The organism is Belnapia rosea, assembly GCF_900101615.1.
GTDB classification, from domain to species: Bacteria; Pseudomonadota; Alphaproteobacteria; order Acetobacterales; family Acetobacteraceae; genus Belnapia; species Belnapia rosea.
Genome location: NZ_FMZX01000003.1, coordinates 123803 through 138817 on the forward strand (window position 1 = coordinate 123803; position 15015 = coordinate 138817).

The window sequence follows — 15015 nt, forward strand, 5'->3', positions numbered from 1 at the left end:
GCTCAGCGCGCCCGGTGCTTTTCAATATGCGCCGTCAGGCTGCGGAGGGAGGCAAAGATGCGGTGGTTGCGCTCATCATCGGAACGCAGCTTGACCTCATAGGCCTTGGAGATGGCCAGGGCCAATTCCAGCGCATCGATCGAATCGAGGCCGAGCCCATCATGGAACAGGGGGGCTTCCGGCTCGATCTCCTCGGGCGCGACCTCGAGCGACAGCGCGCTCACGATCAGCTGCGCCACCTCGAGTTCCTGCGGAAGCAACCCGGTGGCGGAAATGGTGGACGTCGTCGTGCCGTCAGGCATGGAACCGTGTGAACCTTGCTGTGGCGCTGGCGTTGGCGGGTGTTACGGGCTCTTGCCATCGATATCAGAGCGTTACCCGCGGTGGCAAGGAAGCGGGCCACACAGTTTGCGGATCAATCGAAGGGCTCCGCCGCCGAGGCCACCATTGCCTCCGTCCGGTAGAGGGCGAAGGAGAGGCCGCCGACGACCGTCGCGTTGAATTCCTGGCGGAAGAGCGGACTGCCCGCATTGGTCGCGCCGGAGAAATTCTCGAGCCGCCCGCCCGCCGTCAGCGAAATCCGCTCCGTCACCGGCAGGCGGTAGGAGAACTGGAAGCGCAGGCCCAGATATCCGCCGGTGGCATCATAGGCGGGCCGGCCGGGCCGGACATCGCTGCCGCCGACGCGGTACCAGTAATCCATCAACCGGCCCGAGGCGAAGACCGGGCCGATCCCCGCGCGCAGCCGTGCCTCCGGCCGGCCGAGGCCGGAGCGTTCGACCGCCATCTCCGGCGCCAGGACGAAGCCGCGGAAATGGGTGCTGGAGAAATCGGTGGAGAAGACGGCTCGCACCGGCGCCTCCAGCGTGAGGCGCGTCGCCCGCGCTGAATCCCGCCAGGCTACCCAGCGCAGCGAAGGACCGACCTCGCCCAGATAGTCGAGATCCGGCATGCCCTGCCGCGCGCGGTTGTCCCGCGAATTGGTCCCGAGGGCACCGTTGAAGTTGATCGTCAGCTCCAGGTCCCGATCGCGGTAGACCCGGCCGCGCATGCCGCGCTCGTCGCTCTTCAGCAACTCGCCACGATAGATGACCCAAGGCAGGGCGAGGGCCCGCCAGTGCGATTGTCCCGCCGCCGGATAGTCCGGCAGCAGCGCCCCGCCGCCGAAGACGCCAAGCTCCAGCAGCGGCCGGCGGACCTCCTGCGCCGCTGCCCCGGTCGCAAGCAGGATGGGCAGCAGCCCGAGCGCTGCCCTCATCGCTGACGCTCCGCGACCAGCAGCACATTCGGCAACGGCGTCCGCCCCCAGCAGGGCGCAACGGAAACGGCGAAGCCGGCGGCGGCGAAGGGGGCCGCCACCTCGGCGAGCGGCAGCGGTGCGATGGCATTGCGGTCGCGCCGGACGGCCCGCCCGGCACGTTCCATGGCAAGGCCGATCGTGCTGCGCCAGCCGAGATCCGGATCGAAGGCGCGGATCAGCACACGCTGCCGCGCCCGCTCCGCCATCGCCGCCAGCAGGGGGCGCTGCACGGGCACCGGCAGCTGATAGAGCACGTCGATCAGCAGGGCGGTGTCGCAGTCCGGCACCATGGCCGCGCTCAGTTCCGCAACGGTGAACCCGGCCGGCAGCCGCGCCGCGGCCCGTGCCGCCTCGGCCAGCTTGGCGGCGTCCCGGTCGAGGCCGGTGACGCGGGTCGCCAGCCCTGCTGTCAACAGCGCGAGGCCAAGCTGGCCGCGGCCGCAGCCGAGATCGGCGACATGGCCGAAGGGTGTAGCCACCGCATGGTCCAGCACGGCGCGGCTCGCCGGGTCGCCCCGCAGCTTGCCGCCGACATAGCCCTGGGCGAAGCGCGAGGCCCCGGCATAGAGGCCCGCCACCTGCCGGGCCAGGATGGCGGGGTCGGCCAGCCCGCTGCTCATGCCGGGCGTTCCGCCCTGTAGGCGCGGAACAGGCCGAGCTGGGTGTCGCAGCTTGCTTCGGTGAATCCCGCGGCGGTCAGGGCCTCGAGGATGGTGGCCGGTGGCACGCAGGCATCGATGGTGTCCCAGTAGTACTGCATCATCAGCCCGGCTCGCGCGCCACCGCCGAACCAGCGACTCAGCACCGGCACCACGCGGCCGAGATAGAAGCGCGCGGCGCGGTAGGCGAGGGACCCTTCCGGCCGGCCGATCTCCAGCAGCAGAAGCCGGCCGCCCGGGCGCAGCACGCGGCGGTACTCGGCGAAGGCGGCCCCGAGATCGGGCACATGCCGCAGCGCATAGCCCATGCTGAGGAAGTCGAAGCTGGCATCCGCCACCGGCAGCGCCTCCGCCCGGCCGCGGATCAGCGGGATGGCGAGGCTGCGCCGCGCCTCAGCCAGCATTCCCTCGCTGAGGTCGAGGCCGGTGACGGCGCCCGGCCGGCCGAGGATGCGCATCCCCTCCCGCGCCACGAGGCCGGTACCGATCGCCACGTCCAGCATCCGCTGCCCCGGCCGCAGCCCGGCCTGGAGCAGGGCGCGGCGCCGGTACCAGGCGCCGGAGCCGAGGGAGAAGGCCGTGTTGATCCGGTCGTAGGAACCCGCCGCCTGGTCGAACAGCGTGCGGACGAAGCCATCCCGATCTTCGGCGCTTTTGTAATATTCCGTTAAAGTCGGATGCGGGGCCGGATAGGCAGCGGCCGGCCCGCCCCCTGACATGCTAGCTTCCTCCGGCGACCGAACCGCCATCTGCAACCCCTGCTTCCCTGTCACGGTCCGGCCGGCTCCTGGACGTCAAGCAACACGATACACTATAATCAGCATACAGGGAGATATGGGAAGATGCAGCCGACCAGCCTGCGGCAAGGACGGAACTCCCTATCCACCCATGATTGGCTTGCGGCTCTGTATTACCCGGTAGCCTTCTATTTCTGCTTGCTGCTCTTCGGCCTGAGCTGCTTTTTCTGGAGCATGCCGGCGGGGCTGCTGCACCGGTTGCTGCCACGGCGGTCCGGCGAGGCCTTCGGCCAGTTCATGATCATGTTCGGCTTCCGCTGGTTCATCGGCGTCATGCGCCTGACCGGCGTGCTGCGCGTCGACTTCTCGGAGCTCGACCGGCTGAGCCGGGAGCGGTCCCTCGTCATCGCCGCCAACCACCCGACCATGCTGGATGCCGTGCTGCTCACCTCGCGGCTGCCGCGCGTCGTCTGCATCACCAAGGCGGCGATCTGGGACAACCTGTTCTATGGCGGCAGCGTGCGGCTGGCCGCCTATATCCGCAACGACGCGCCGGTACCGATGATCCGCCGCGCCGCCCAGGCCATCCGCGACGGCGCCCAGTTGCTGATCTTCCCCGAGGGGTCGCGCACCGCCAAGCCCCCGGTCGATGCCTTCCACCGCAGCTTCGCCGTCATGGCCAAGGCCGCCGGCGCCCCGGTCCAGACGCTGCTGATCGAGGCCGACAGCCCCTATCTGCGGAAGGGCTGGCCGCTCTTTCGCCGGCCGCAGCTGCCGCTCACCTACCGCATCCGCCTCGGCCGCCGTTCCGAGGTGGGGCAGGATCCGCAGGCCTTCGTCACCGGGCTCGAGCAGTATTTCCGCGAGGAACTGCCAGCGCAGGGCCCCGTCTGATGCCGGACCCGTCCCGGCTCGTCCTGATCCCGAGCTACAATACCGGCCCGCGCGTGCTGCAGACGGTGCGCGAGGCCCGCGCCGCCTGGGACCCGGTCTGGGTCGTCGTCGATGGCAGCACGGATGGCACCGATGCCTTGCTGCTGGCCGAGGCCGCAGCCGATTCTGGCCTCGAGGTCATGGTCCTGCCGCGGAATGGCGGCAAGGGCGGTGCGGTGCTGCATGGGCTGCGCGAGGCGGCGCGGCGCGGCTTCACCCATGCGCTGACCATGGATGCCGATGGCCAGCACCCGGCCAGCCGCATCGCGGCGATGATGGAAGCCTCCCGCACCGCGCCGGAGGCGATGATCCTCGGCCGCCCGGTCTTCGGGCCGGAGGCGCCGCAGCTCCGCGTGCAGGGGCGGCGCATCTCCAACGGCCTCGCCAGCCTGCAGACGCTGGGCGGTGGCATCGGCGATTGCCTCTTCGGCTTCCGCGTCTACCCGGTCGGCCCGCTGGTCGCGGTGATGGAGCGGCATCGCTGGATGCGCCGCTTCGATTTCGACCCGGAAGCCGCCGTCCGCCTCGCCTGGCGCGGGGTGCCGGCGGTGAACCTGCCGGTGCCGGTGCGCTACCTCTCCGCGGAGGAGGGCGGCGTCTCCCACTTCCACTATGCGCGGGACAACCTGCTGCTCACCTGGATGCATACGCGGCTGGTGCTCGGGATGCTGCCGCGCCTGCCGGCCCTGCTGTGGCGGCGGCGACGCGCGGTGCATCCTCCGCTGGCGGCAGCGCCACGGCGCTGAGCCCGGCCCCGGCGATCCGCGCCAGCAGCCCCGGCAGCACGTCGAGCGCGACGGAAGTCCCGGCATAGCTCCGCGCCGAGCGGCCATCATGCAGCAGCAGCACGTCGCCCCGGCCGAGGCCACGGCTGAGGCGCGCCAGCACCCGGTCCGGCCGCGGGCAGACCGCGTCATAGCCCCGCCGCGTCCAGGTAGCGAGGGAGAGGCCGGCGAGCGCCAGCACCGGGTCCAGCAGCGGGCTCCGCAGCCCGGCCGGCGGGCGGAAGAAGCGCGGTGCCTGGCCGCAGGAATCGGCGATCGCCGCCTGCGCTGCCTCGATCTCCTGCAGCATGGCGCCCGGCCCCCAGGCGGCGAAGCCGAGCGGATGGCGATAGGTGTGGTTCTCGACGCTGTGGCCGCGCCGCAGCATCTCGCGCACCAGGGCGGGATGGCGCGCCGCGCGCTCGCCGATGACGAAGAAGCTGGCCTTGGCGCCCGCCGCATCGAGCAGGTCGAGCACGCGCGGCGTCACCGCCGGGTCCGGTCCATCATCGAAAGTCAGCGCGACCCTTGGCTCCGCCCCGGGCAGGCGCGTCAGCGTCGGTCCCAACCGGCCGCAGCGCGGATGCATGCAGCCGGCGAGCGCCACATGGTTGGCGGCCAGCAGGGACAGCGCCTCCGGCCAGCAGCCCGGCGCCGCAGCCATGGCGGCGAGGCCGCCCGCATGCAGCCCGAGCGAGGCGCGGATCACGGGGCTCGGCGACCAAGCGAGCAGGCCGCGCATCCGGCCCGCCGCGGCGAGGAGGGCAGGCGGCATCATCGGCACCTCTCCCATGGATGCCTGGGCTGCTCAAGCATTGGCGACGGATTATACGCTGTCCTGCAACGATCGTGAAGGCGGGCCGCACCGTCCCGCGCATCGCGAACCCTGGGCTGGGCTCCCGAGCGGGTCGGGAGGCGATGTCGCGTCCTGGCTGGTTGCCTTCTCCGCCCTGGGCAGCGGCATGGTGCCGGGCCTCCGCCGCCACGTCAGTTCTCGGCCAGCGTCTCCCCCAGCGTCCGCCCGCGATACTCCGTGCGGAACCGCCCCCGCCGCTGCAGCTCCGGCACCAGCAGGTCGGCGATGCCGATCAGGTCGAGCGGCATGGAGACGGTGTGGCCGAGCATGAAGCCGCCGCGCTCGCCCGTCGCCTCGAAGATCTCCTCCAGCCGGTCGGCGATCTGGCCTGGCGAACCGGCGATGGTGGTGTCGCAGGCCGTCGCCTCGCGCCGCCCATGCTCGAAGAATTCGGCGCGCGTCAGCCTGGTCTCGGCGCCGATCTGCGCCGCCAGCTCATGGATGAAGCCAGCCGGGGAGGCCTGGCCGGCGATGATCTCGGCATGCAGCTCGCGCAGCGTGAAGCGCTCCGGCAGGGTCGAGAAGTCGTAGCCCGAATTGTAGGAGAGATAGGCGCCCACCGCCTCGTCCGGGATGGCGGTCAGCAGCATGTCGCGCCGCGCCAGCGCCTCCCGCTCGGTCTCCGCCACCACCATCGGCGTCTGCCAGAGGATGCCGACCGTCTCCGGGTCGCGCCCGTTGGCCCGCAATGCCGCATCGAGGGCGTGGCGCTGCTTCACCTGCAGCTCCAGCGCCATGTCGGCGCCGAAGACATGGTCGGCGACGGTGGCCGAGGCGCGCACGCCGCGCGGCGAGCCGCCGGCCTGGATCAGCACCGGCCTGCCCTGCGGCGAGGGTGGCGTGTTGAGCGGCCCGTCCACCTTGAAGAAGCGCCCCTCATGATGGACGTCATGGACCTTGCGCGGGTCGCCGACGCGGCCGGTGGCACGGTCCCACAGCATCGCATCCGGCTCGGCGCTGGCCCAGAGCGCCTTGCAGACATCGACGAACTCCTCCATCCGCGCATAGCGCGCCTCATGGTCCACCAGCCCGTCATGGCCGAAATTGGCGAAGTCCGAGCGCCGCGTGGAGGCGACGAGGTTCATCGCGATCCGCCCGCTGGTGATGTGGTCGAGCGAGTTCATCAGCCGGGCGATGTAGTAGGGATGCATGAAGGAGGAGGAATAGGTCAGGCCGAAGCCGATATGCCGGGTGACACGGGACATCGCCACGGCGATCGGCTGGATATCCTGGCGCGGCCAGTTCATCCCCCATTCCACCGCGGCGTCGCGGTTGCCGCGCCAGGTATCCGGCACGCCGGTGCCATCGCCGGAGAAGAGCAGGTCGAGCAGGCCCCGCTCCGCGATGCGGGCCATCTCCTCGAACATGGCGATATCGGGGAAGGTCCGTCCGGGCCAGGAGCCCGGCATGCGCCAGCGCCCGCCCATATGCGAGTAGGAGAAATCGAAGCCGAGATGCATGCGGCGCCTGGCCATGCGCGTGTCCCCTGGCAATGGTGCCTGGCTGCTTCGTCCCCGGGGCGCAGCTTACGCGATCAGCGCCGGCCGAACAGCTTCTCCAACTCCGCCGCGCCGAGGCGGAGGAAGGTCGGGCGGCCATGCGAGCAGGTGGCGGCCCGCGGCGTCGCCTCCATCTGCCGCAGCAGCGCATCCATCTCGGGCGGGGTCAGCCGCCGCCCGGCGCGGACCGAGCCGTGGCAGGCGAGCCGCGCGACGGCGGCGTCGAGCTTGCGGTCAAGCGCCGTCGCCTCGTCATAGGCCGCCAGCTCCTCGGCGAGGTCGCGCAGCAGCGGGCCGGGGTCGGCCGGGCCGAGCAGCGCCGGCAGGGCCCGCACCAGCACCGCGCCGGGCCCGAAGCCCTCGATCTCGAGGCCGAGGCGTGCCAGCTCGTCCGCGAAGCCAAGCAGCCGGGCCGCATCGGCCGGCGGCAGGTCGATGACGGCGGGCAGCAGCAGTGGCTGGGCCCGCACCCCACCCTCGATGATCTGGGCACGCAGCGCCTCATGCGTCAGCCGCTCATGCGCCGCATGCTGGTCGACCAGTACCAGGGCGCCATCCGGCGCCTCGGCGAGGATGTAGGTCTCCATCAACTGGGCGAGGGCGCGGCCGAGTGGGTGCTCGGCCGGCGCCGGCTCCGGTGGCGCCGGCGGCAGGCGAGGCGGGGCGAAGCCCAGCGGCAGGGCCGGGGCCGGCTGCGGCGGCGCGGGCGGCGTGCCGAGGGCGAGCTGCATCTCGGCAAGGCCGATGCGGTCGGGCAGCGCCGCCGGCTCCGGCCGTCGCCAGCCGCCGGACCAGCCGCTACGCGGGGCATAGGCGGTGAGCGCCGGGGCGGGCGCCGCCACGCCGGCACCGGCCGAGAGCGCCCGGCGCAGCGCGCCGATCAGCAGCCCCCGCACCCCCGCCTCGTCGCGGAAGCGCAGCTCGGTCTTCATCGGGTGGACATTCACATCCACCGCCTCGGCGGGGAGTTCGAGGAAGAGCGCCGCCACCGGATGCCGTCCCGCCGCGATCAGGTCGCGATAGGCGACGCGCAGCGCGGTGCGCAGAAGCTGGTCCCGCACCGGCCTGCGGTTTACCACGAGATGCTGCTCGGTCCCCGTTGCCCGCGTATAGGCCGGCTGGGCAGCGAGGCCGGACAGCGAGAGCCCGGCGGCCTCGCCCGCGACCGGCAGGGCGGCGGCGGCGAAATCCGGGCCGAGAAGGTCGGCGATGCGGGCATCCCGCTCGGCAGGCGCCAGGGCCAGCACCTCCCGCCCATCCTGGGTCACGCGGAAGCCGACCTCGGGCCAGGCCAGGGCCAGGCGCCGCACCGCCTCCACCGCGTGATCGGCTTCGGAGCGGGGGGTCTTCAGGAACTTCCGCCGGGCAGGGACGGCATAGAACAGGTCCCGCACCTCGATCCGCGTACCCGGCGCGCCGGAGGCCGGCACCACGGCCCCCTTGCGCCCGCCCTCGACGGTCAGCGCATGGGCGTCGCCGCCCGTGGGGCGGGTGGTGATGGAGAGGCGGGCGACAGCGCCGATCGAGGGCAGCGCCTCGCCACGGAAGCCAAGGGTCGCGATGCGGAAGAGCATCGCCTCCTCCGGCAGCTTGGAGGTGGCATGGCGCTCCACCGCGAGGCCGAGATCCTCCGGCCCCATCCCATGGCCATCATCCTCGACCACGACGCGCTCGATCCCGCCGCCTTCCAGCGTGACCGCGATGCGCCGCGCCCCCGCGTCGAGGGCATTCTCCACCAGCTCCTTCACCACGGCGGCCGGCCGCTCCACCACCTCGCCGGCGGCGATGCGGTTGGCCGTGGTCTCGGGGAGGAGGCGGATCGGCATCAGCGCAGGCGAGGGCGGGAATTCCTGCCCTGCGGAACCGGTGATGGCTTGGAGCCCATGACCGGGAAGATAGGGTGCCGCCCGGGCGCTGGCCAGGGCGGCGTCACGGCGGGTCGAGCTGCCCCGTCGCCAGGGCCTGCGCCCAATCCGCCCGCCCGGCGGCCCGCGCATCGGCGGCGGCCGCGTCCCAGTCATAAGGAATGGCGAGGAAGTCGGCGCCCCAGCCGGCCGGTCCCCGTTCCACCAGCGCGTAGCGCGCATGCGGCGTGCCGGCGAAGACGACATGCGGATGCGGGTCGGTATCCCGGTAGCCAGGCTGGCCGACGCTGCCCGGATTCACCACCAGCCGCCCATCCGGCAGCCGCACCATCCGCGCCAGATGCGAATGGCCGCAGAGGATCAGCCCGGCCCCCGGCGTCGGCCCGATCCGCGCGGCGGCCTCGAGGGCCGTTGCCGGGCGCAGGTGCTGCGGCCCCGCCACCACCTCCAGCGCATAGGTCAGGTCATCCGCCGGCGTGCCGTGGCAGGCGAGCACCCCCTCCACCGGCTGGAGCACCGGCGGCAAGGCGGCAAGCCAGCGCCGATGCGATGCGGTGATCCGCCCGGCGCTGAAGGCATCGGAGAAGGTCATCGCCTCCACCGGCCGGTCGAGCAGCTGGCGGTCGTGGTTGCCGCGCAGGGTCGGCCAGCCGAGCGCCATCAGCCGGTCCGCGACCCCGGCCGGCTGCAAGGGCCCGGAGAGGCAGTCGCCGAGGTTGACGACCAGATCGGCCCCGCGCCGCGGCAGGTCCGCCAGCACCGCCTCCAGCGCGCGGAGATTGCCGTGGATATCGGCAAGGACCGCGATCCGCATCGCTCAGCCCTGCGCCGAGCGGAGCGCCGCCAGCAGCCCGAGCGTCGAGCCGTCCTGCCCCGCTGGCTCGGCGCCCTCCAGCGCCTTCAGGATCGGGCCGGTGAGCTGCTTGCCAAGCTCCACCCCCCATTGGTCGAAGGCATTGATGCCCCAGAGGATGCCGAGCGAGGCAACCTTGTGCTCGTAGAGCGCCACCACCTGCCCGAGGGTGAAGGCGTCGAGATGCGGCAGCAGCAGCGTCACGGTCGGCCGGTCGCCAGGGAAGACGCGATGCGGCAGCAGCCGGGCGATCTCCGCCGGCGCGGTGCCGGCGGCCTCCATCTCGGCCCGCACCTCCGCCTCGGTCTTGCCCCGCATCAGCGCGGCGGCCTGGGCAAGGCCGTTGGCCAGCAGCTTGCGGTGGCTGTCCGGGTGCGCATGATCCGGCCGGGCGACGAGGATGATGTCGGCCGGCACCGGCCGCGTGCCCTGGTGGATCAGCTGCATGAAGCTGTGCTGGGCATTGGTCCCCGGCTCGCCGAAGACCACCGGCCCGGTGTCATGCGCGACCGGCGCGCCGTCCAGCGTCACCCGCTTGCCGAGGCTCTCCATCTCCAGCTGCTGCAGATGCGCCGGCAGGCGGGCCAGGCGCTCGTCATAGGGCAGCACCGCACGGGTGCCGAGGCCGAGCCCGTTCACATGCCAGACCTCGGTCAGCGCCAGCAGCACCGGCAGGTTGGCCTCGAGCGGCGCCGTCAGGAAATGCGCATCCATCACCCGGGCACCGGCGAGCAACTGCTCGAAGGCCTCCCATCCCAGGGACAAGGCGAGGGAGAGGCCGATCGCCGACCAGAGGGAGAAGCGCCCGCCCACCCAGTCGCGGAAGGGGAAGACCCGGTCCTCGGCGATGCCGAAGTCCGCCGTTGCCCCGAGGTTGGTGGACAGCGCCGCGAGATGCCCGCCGACCGCCGCCTCGCCCAGCCCCTCGGCCAGCCAGGCGCGGACCAGCGCGGCATTGGTCATGGTCTCCTGCGTGGTGAAGGTCTTGCTCGCCACCAGCACCAGCGTCCGCCGCGGGTCGAGCCGGGGGCGGATCTCCTCCCAGGCATGGGCATCGACATTGCCGAGATAATGAGGCCTGAGCGGCGCATCCGGCCGCCACAACGCCCGCGCCACCATGGCCGGGCCGAGATCGGAGCCGCCGATGCCGATATTCAGCACATCGGTGAAGCGCTCCCCCGTGGCGCCCCGCAGCCGCCCCTCGGTGACGGCCAGGGTGAAATCGCGCATCCGCCCGAGCACCGCCGCCACCTCGGCCGAGGCATCCTCGCCGCCGGCGTGGAAGCCGCCCGTGCCGCGCAGCGCCATGTGCAGCACGGCGCGGCGCTCGGTGACATTGACCGCCTCGCCGCGCGCCATGGCATCGCGCCGCGCCGGCAGCTCCGCCGAATGGGCGAGGTCGAGCAGCGCCCCCCGCGCCGCCTCGGAGATGGAGGTCTTGGACAGATCGAGCAGCAGCCCGTCGGCAGAGTGGGAGAACCGGCGGAAGCGCTCGGGGTCGGCGGCGAAGAGGGGCCGGATGGTGGTGGGCGCCGTGCCATCCCCGCGCGGCGTCCGGGCCAATGCCACCACCGCCGCCCAGGCGGCTGCCAGATCCTGCGCCATGCGCCCCCCGCTCCTGCCAAGTCGTTGGGTCCGGCTTAACCCAATCCGGCCAGGGGCGGAAATGCCAGGCGCTTTACAGCCCGACCGGCTGTCCCGCGACCACGACCGAGAGCGCGTCCGGCCGGAGCACCCGCCGGGCGACCGCTGCCAGCCGCTCCCGCGTCAACGCCCGCAGTCGGGCCGGGCGGCCGGAGAGCCAGTCGGTCGGCCGGTCATTCTGCCGCAATGTCAGCAGCGTACCCGCCACCCGCCGGCTGTCGGTGAATTGCAGCGGCATGGAGCCGGTGAGGAAAGCCACCGCATCGGCCAGCTCCTCCTCCTTCGGCCCCTCGGCTGCCATGCGGGCCCACTCCTCCCGCGTTACCGCCAGCGTCTCGGCGACGCGCGCATTCTCGGTCGCCACCGAGCCGATGATGACGCCATGGCGGAACAGCAGGTCGAGCCCGCCGCCGATGCCATAGGCAAGGCCGCGCTGCTCCCGCACCGACTGCATGAGGCGGGAGGTGAAGCCGCCTCCGGCCAGAATGCGCAGCATGACCTGCGCCGCCTCCCAATCCGGATCGGCGGAGGCCAGGCCGTCCTGGCCGAAGATCACCGCCGATTGCGGCGTGACCGTGGGCAGGATCTGCTGGCCGAAGGCGCGGAATGGGGGCAGGGGTGCCACGGCCGGCGGTGCGCCGGCCGGCAGGCCGCCGAACAGCGCGGGCAGCATGGCCCGCAGCCCATCCGCCGTGATGGCGCCGCTGGCCGCGACCAGCAGCCCGCCCCGGTGGATCTGCCGGCCAAGTGCGGCCCGCAAGGCCTCGACCGGCAACCCGGCCAGGCTCTCGGCCGTGCCGCCGCTCGGCCGGCCGGCTGAATGGCCGGGGAAGGCGGCCGCCCAGAAGGCGCGGACAGCCTGGCCGCGCGGCGTTTCCAGCGCCCGGCGCGCATTGGCGATGGACCGCGCCCGTACCCGCTCCAGCGCATCGGCATCGAGCCGCGGCTCCAGCATGGCGAGGCGGGCGAGGCGCAGCGCCTCCGGCAGGGCGGTGGTCAGGGCACGGAAGCCGCCCTCGAAACTGTCCCGGTCGGCGGAGAAATTCAGGCTGATCGCCTGGTCGCGCAGCGCGTCGGCGAAATCGATCGCGCGCAGCGAGCCGGCGCCCTCGGTGAGCAGGGCCGCGGCGAGCGCCGCGGTGCCTTCCTGGCCAACCGGGTCGAGCGCCGCGCCGCCCCTCCAGGACCAGGAGACGGAGACCACGGGCACCGACTGGTCCTCGACCAGCCAGGCGGTGATGCCCTCCACCTCGACGACCTGGATGGGCAGGGAGAAACCATGCTCGACGCTCATGCCGGCTGCCCCGGCAGGAGCCAGCCTGTGGTGCCGACCGGCTGCCCGAGCACGGCCCGCGCCGCCTCCGTCACCTGCGCCCTGGTGACGGCGCGGAGATAGCGGGGCCAGAATTCCACCGTCTCCAGCGGCAGGCCGATGGCCAGCACGCCGCCCAGCATCCGCGGCGCGGCTCCGATGCCGTCGAGCGAGAGCAGGGCGCCGGCCGTGAGCTGGCGGATGGAGCGGGTGCAGTCCGCCTCGCTCGGCCCGTCCTGCAGCAGCTCGGCGACGGTGGCGTCCACCGCCGCCTCCAGCCGCTCCGGCGCCACGCCCGGGCGGGCCGTGGCGGACAGGCTGAAGCTGCCGACGCCCGCCGTCTCGCTGTCATAGGAAGCGCTGGTCCCGGTGGCGAGGCCGGTCTCGACCAGCGCCTTGTGCAGCCGGCTGCCGGGGCCGCTGCCCAGCAGATGCGCCAGCACCTCGAGCGGCCAGGCATGCCGTGTCTCGCCCCAGGTCAGGCTGGGCGCCATGGCCATGCGCATGAAGCTGGCTTCCCGCACCGCCGGGTCATGGCGGATGAAGCGTGGCTCGGCGGCGGCGGGCACCGGCTCGGCGCGGTTGCGCGGGGTCACCGGGCGGGCCGGCACCACGCCATAGAACTCCTCGGCCAATGCACGGACCTCGGCTTCCCGCGCATCGCCGGTGACGACCAGCACGGCATTGGCCGGGGCATAGCGCTGCTCATGGAAGCCGCGGAGATCGGCCAGGGTGATGGCGCGGATCTCCTCCTCCCAGCCGATGATCGGCCGGCCGCGCCAGTGCTGCGGGCCCCACATCGCCGCCTCGAACCCCTCCCAGAAGCGGGCGCGGGGGTTGCTGCCGGTGCGCTGGCCGCGTTCCTCCAGGATCACCGCCCGCTCCGGCTCCAGCGTCGCCTCGGGCAGCAGGGGGTAGGCGAAGCGGTCCGCCTCCATCCGCATGACCAGCGGCAGGCGGGAGGCCTCGACGGTCTGGTGGTAGGCGGTGACGTCGCGCGAGGTGAAGGCATTGTCCTGCCCGCCCTCCCGCGCCACCGCGAGGGAGAGGGCACCGGGCGCCACGTTGCGGCTGCCCTTGAACATCATATGCTCGAGGAAATGCGCGGTGCCGGACCGGCCCGCCGGGTCCTCCCCGCTGCCGGCACCATAGAAAAGGTAGTGGGAGACCACCGGCACGCGCCGGCTCTCGGCCAGCACCACGCGTAGCCCGTTCGGCAATGTCCAGCTTGTCGCGCCGAAGAGCGGACGCTCGGCCAATTGCTCGGTCGGTGGTGCGGCGGCCGGCTGGGCGAGGCCAGACGGCGGGGCGGCGGCCACCACCGGCAGGGCGGCGGCGGAGCGGAGGGCGGTACGGCGGGTCACGCTGGGCATGCCTCCGATGTGGGGATGCCGGCCGGGTTACGCCAGCACCGCCGGCAACCCGCAAAGGCAGGGCCGGCCATCATGGCGGCAAGCCCCGGACCGGCCAAGCCCGGCGCCGTTCCGGCCTAGAAGATGCTCTCGAACAAGGCAGTAATCGGGTTGCTGCTGCGAGTGCGCTGGATGATCGGCGTCTCGCCATCGGTCACGTCGCGGCCGAGTGCGGCATTCTCCCGCAGCCGCTGCGCCTCGCGCCGCGGGTCGAGCGGGGTCCCGGATGGCTCCGGGCCACGCCAGAAGATCAGCCGGTCCACCAGGCCGCGCTGCGGCTGGTCGAGTTTCAGGCTCTCCTCATCCACCCGGCGGCGGATGTCGTCCCCGACCGGCCGCCCGGCCTGGGTCAGCAATGCGCTCTCGCCGCCGCTGCGTGGCCCGGCATTGGTCGGCCCGCCGAGGACGGAGCCCGGCACCAGCGTGGCTTCCGCGGCCTGGCGGGTGGACACCTCCTGCGGGCGGTCGGCGCCGGGGCGCGGCACGGGCAGCGGGCCACCGAGCGCGGGCGGCATGGAGAGCGGCGCGCGGGTCGTGACCTGAAACTCGTCCGGCGCATCCCGGGTGAAGCCGAAGGTGCGCGCGGTATCGCCGCTGCAGCCGGCGAGCAGGGCCGCCGGAACGGCGGCGAGCAAAATGGTGCGGGCCATGGCCTGGCCCGCGGGGCGGCGCATCCTCATGCCGCCTCCTTACTCGCCGGGGGCCGCCGGAACAAGGCATCCGCGAGCAGCACCCCAACGCCGCAAACGATGCCGGCATCGGCGATATTGAATACGTACCAGTGCCAGCCCCAGCCATGGGCATCGATGAAATCGACCACCGCCCCGAAACGGAGGCGGTCGATGACATTGCCGACCGCCCCGCCGACCACGGCACCCAGGGCAACGGCGACGACCCGGTTCTCCGCCCGCGCCATCCAGCGCAGCAGGAAGACCGCGATGGCGGCGGCGACCATGGCGAGGATCACATGGTTCAGCGACCCCTCGCCGGACAGCAGCCCAAAGGTGACGCCGCGGTTCCAGACCATGGTGAGGTCGAGGCCGAGCGGCCCCGCCTCGATCAGCGGCAGGCTGCGCCGGGTGGGAAGGTCCAGCACCTCCAGCACCCACCATTTGCTCGCCTGGTCGGCCACCAGGAGCAGCGCCGCCATGGCGAGGCCGAGGCGCATCAATGGCTGTGCG

At 72.6% G+C, this 15015-nt stretch carries 15 protein-coding genes; 2 read left to right on the forward strand and 13 right to left on the reverse strand.

The features are described 5' to 3' along the window. Window positions 1-2 precede the first annotated feature (2 nt). From BLR02_RS09475 to BLR02_RS09490, 4 genes are all read right to left on the reverse strand, one after another. On the reverse strand, window positions 3-302 hold the full coding sequence (locus BLR02_RS09475) for a phosphopantetheine-binding protein (RefSeq protein WP_090564333.1): 300 nt from the start codon (window positions 300-302) through the stop codon (window positions 3-5). Between the two features lie 113 nt (window positions 303-415). Beyond that, window positions 416-1258, reverse strand: a complete 843-nt coding sequence (locus BLR02_RS09480) for a MipA/OmpV family protein (RefSeq protein ID WP_090662619.1) — start codon at window positions 1256-1258, stop codon at window positions 416-418. Then, on the reverse strand, window positions 1255-1920 hold the full coding sequence (locus BLR02_RS09485) for a methyltransferase domain-containing protein (RefSeq protein WP_090662621.1): 666 nt from the start codon (window positions 1918-1920) through the stop codon (window positions 1255-1257). The genes BLR02_RS09480 and BLR02_RS09485 overlap by 4 nt, the downstream gene beginning before the upstream one ends. Then, window positions 1917-2678 carry a class I SAM-dependent methyltransferase gene (locus BLR02_RS09490; RefSeq protein WP_176849468.1) on the reverse strand — a complete coding sequence of 254 codons (762 nt, stop codon included), beginning with the start codon at window positions 2676-2678 and terminating at the stop codon, window positions 1917-1919. Before BLR02_RS09490 ends, BLR02_RS09485 begins: the two co-directional genes overlap by 4 nt. 123 nt (window positions 2679-2801) lie before the next feature. On the opposite strand from BLR02_RS09490, the gene BLR02_RS09495 reads away from it, so the two are divergent. Beyond that, the gene (locus BLR02_RS09495) at window positions 2802-3590 is read left to right on the forward strand and encodes a lysophospholipid acyltransferase family protein (RefSeq protein ID WP_090662623.1); all 789 of its coding nucleotides are present in this window, start codon (window positions 2802-2804) and stop codon (window positions 3588-3590) included. Next, the gene (locus tag BLR02_RS09500) at window positions 3590-4375 is read left to right on the forward strand and encodes a glycosyltransferase family 2 protein (protein ID WP_090662625.1); all 786 of its coding nucleotides are present in this window, start codon (window positions 3590-3592) and stop codon (window positions 4373-4375) included. Before BLR02_RS09495 ends, BLR02_RS09500 begins: the two co-directional genes overlap by 1 nt. On the opposite strand, the gene BLR02_RS09505 is transcribed toward BLR02_RS09500, so the two are convergent. From BLR02_RS09505 to lspA, 9 genes are all read right to left on the reverse strand, one after another. After that, window positions 4263-5168 carry a polysaccharide deacetylase family protein gene (locus BLR02_RS09505; protein WP_218127430.1) on the reverse strand — a complete coding sequence of 302 codons (906 nt, stop codon included), beginning with the start codon at window positions 5166-5168 and terminating at the stop codon, window positions 4263-4265. The two genes, BLR02_RS09500 and BLR02_RS09505, sit on opposite strands and share 113 nt — an antisense overlap. Before the next feature lie 212 nt (window positions 5169-5380). Then, window positions 5381-6724, reverse strand: a complete 1344-nt coding sequence (locus BLR02_RS09510; protein ID WP_090662627.1) for an NtaA/DmoA family FMN-dependent monooxygenase — start codon at window positions 6722-6724, stop codon at window positions 5381-5383. 59 nt (window positions 6725-6783) lie between these two features. Continuing rightward, on the reverse strand, window positions 6784-8574 hold the full coding sequence (mutL, locus tag BLR02_RS09515) for a DNA mismatch repair endonuclease MutL (protein ID WP_090564585.1): 1791 nt from the start codon (window positions 8572-8574) through the stop codon (window positions 6784-6786). Between the two features lie 103 nt (window positions 8575-8677). After that, a complete protein-coding gene (locus BLR02_RS09520) occupies window positions 8678-9427 on the reverse strand; it encodes a metallophosphoesterase family protein (protein WP_090662628.1) in 750 nt (249 codons plus the stop codon). Window positions 9428-9430: 3 nt separating this feature from the next. After that, window positions 9431-11071 carry a glucose-6-phosphate isomerase gene (gene pgi / locus BLR02_RS09525; protein WP_090662631.1) on the reverse strand — a complete coding sequence of 547 codons (1641 nt, stop codon included), beginning with the start codon at window positions 11069-11071 and terminating at the stop codon, window positions 9431-9433. A 73-nt stretch (window positions 11072-11144) separates the two neighbouring features. Beyond that, window positions 11145-12404: a M16 family metallopeptidase gene (locus BLR02_RS09530; protein ID WP_090662633.1), complete on the reverse strand. Its 1260-nt coding sequence runs from the start codon at window positions 12402-12404 to the stop codon at window positions 11145-11147. After that, window positions 12401-13795 (reverse strand): M16 family metallopeptidase, encoded by a 1395-nt coding sequence (locus tag BLR02_RS09535; protein ID WP_090662635.1) that lies wholly within the window; start codon window positions 13793-13795, stop codon window positions 12401-12403. The genes BLR02_RS09530 and BLR02_RS09535 overlap by 4 nt, the downstream gene beginning before the upstream one ends. A 116-nt stretch (window positions 13796-13911) precedes the next feature. After that, window positions 13912-14508 carry a DUF3035 domain-containing protein gene (locus tag BLR02_RS09540; RefSeq protein ID WP_090564310.1) on the reverse strand — a complete coding sequence of 199 codons (597 nt, stop codon included), beginning with the start codon at window positions 14506-14508 and terminating at the stop codon, window positions 13912-13914. Window positions 14509-14510: 2 nt separating this feature from the next. Next, window positions 14511-15002 carry a signal peptidase II gene (lspA, locus tag BLR02_RS09545; protein WP_090662637.1) on the reverse strand — a complete coding sequence of 164 codons (492 nt, stop codon included), beginning with the start codon at window positions 15000-15002 and terminating at the stop codon, window positions 14511-14513. Window positions 15003-15015: the final 13 nt, after the last annotated feature.

Coding starts and splice junctions, on each gene's coding strand:
- BLR02_RS09475 (WP_090564333.1), bottom strand. CDS start 302: ATGCCTGACGGCACGACGACGTCCACCATTTCCGCCACCGGGTTGCTT.
- BLR02_RS09480 (WP_090662619.1), bottom strand. CDS start 1,258: ATGAGGGCAGCGCTCGGGCTGCTGCCCATCCTGCTTGCGACCGGGGCA.
- BLR02_RS09485 (WP_090662621.1), bottom strand. CDS start 1,920: ATGAGCAGCGGGCTGGCCGACCCCGCCATCCTGGCCCGGCAGGTGGCG.
- BLR02_RS09490 (WP_176849468.1), bottom strand. CDS start 2,678: ATGTCAGGGGGCGGGCCGGCCGCTGCCTATCCGGCCCCGCATCCGACT.
- BLR02_RS09495 (WP_090662623.1), top strand. CDS start 2,802: ATGCAGCCGACCAGCCTGCGGCAAGGACGGAACTCCCTATCCACCCAT.
- BLR02_RS09500 (WP_090662625.1), top strand. CDS start 3,590: ATGCCGGACCCGTCCCGGCTCGTCCTGATCCCGAGCTACAATACCGGC.
- BLR02_RS09505 (WP_218127430.1), bottom strand. CDS start 5,168: ATGCCGCCTGCCCTCCTCGCCGCGGCGGGCCGGATGCGCGGCCTGCTC.
- BLR02_RS09510 (WP_090662627.1), bottom strand. CDS start 6,724: ATGGCCAGGCGCCGCATGCATCTCGGCTTCGATTTCTCCTACTCGCAT.
- mutL (WP_090564585.1), bottom strand. CDS start 8,574: ATGCCGATCCGCCTCCTCCCCGAGACCACGGCCAACCGCATCGCCGCC.
- BLR02_RS09520 (WP_090662628.1), bottom strand. CDS start 9,427: ATGCGGATCGCGGTCCTTGCCGATATCCACGGCAATCTCCGCGCGCTG.
- pgi (WP_090662631.1), bottom strand. CDS start 11,071: ATGGCGCAGGATCTGGCAGCCGCCTGGGCGGCGGTGGTGGCATTGGCC.
- BLR02_RS09530 (WP_090662633.1), bottom strand. CDS start 12,404: ATGAGCGTCGAGCATGGTTTCTCCCTGCCCATCCAGGTCGTCGAGGTG.
- BLR02_RS09535 (WP_090662635.1), bottom strand. CDS start 13,795: ATGCCCAGCGTGACCCGCCGTACCGCCCTCCGCTCCGCCGCCGCCCTG.
- BLR02_RS09540 (WP_090564310.1), bottom strand. CDS start 14,508: ATGCGCCGCCCCGCGGGCCAGGCCATGGCCCGCACCATTTTGCTCGCC.
- lspA (WP_090662637.1), bottom strand. CDS start 15,002: ATGCGCCTCGGCCTCGCCATGGCGGCGCTGCTCCTGGTGGCCGACCAG.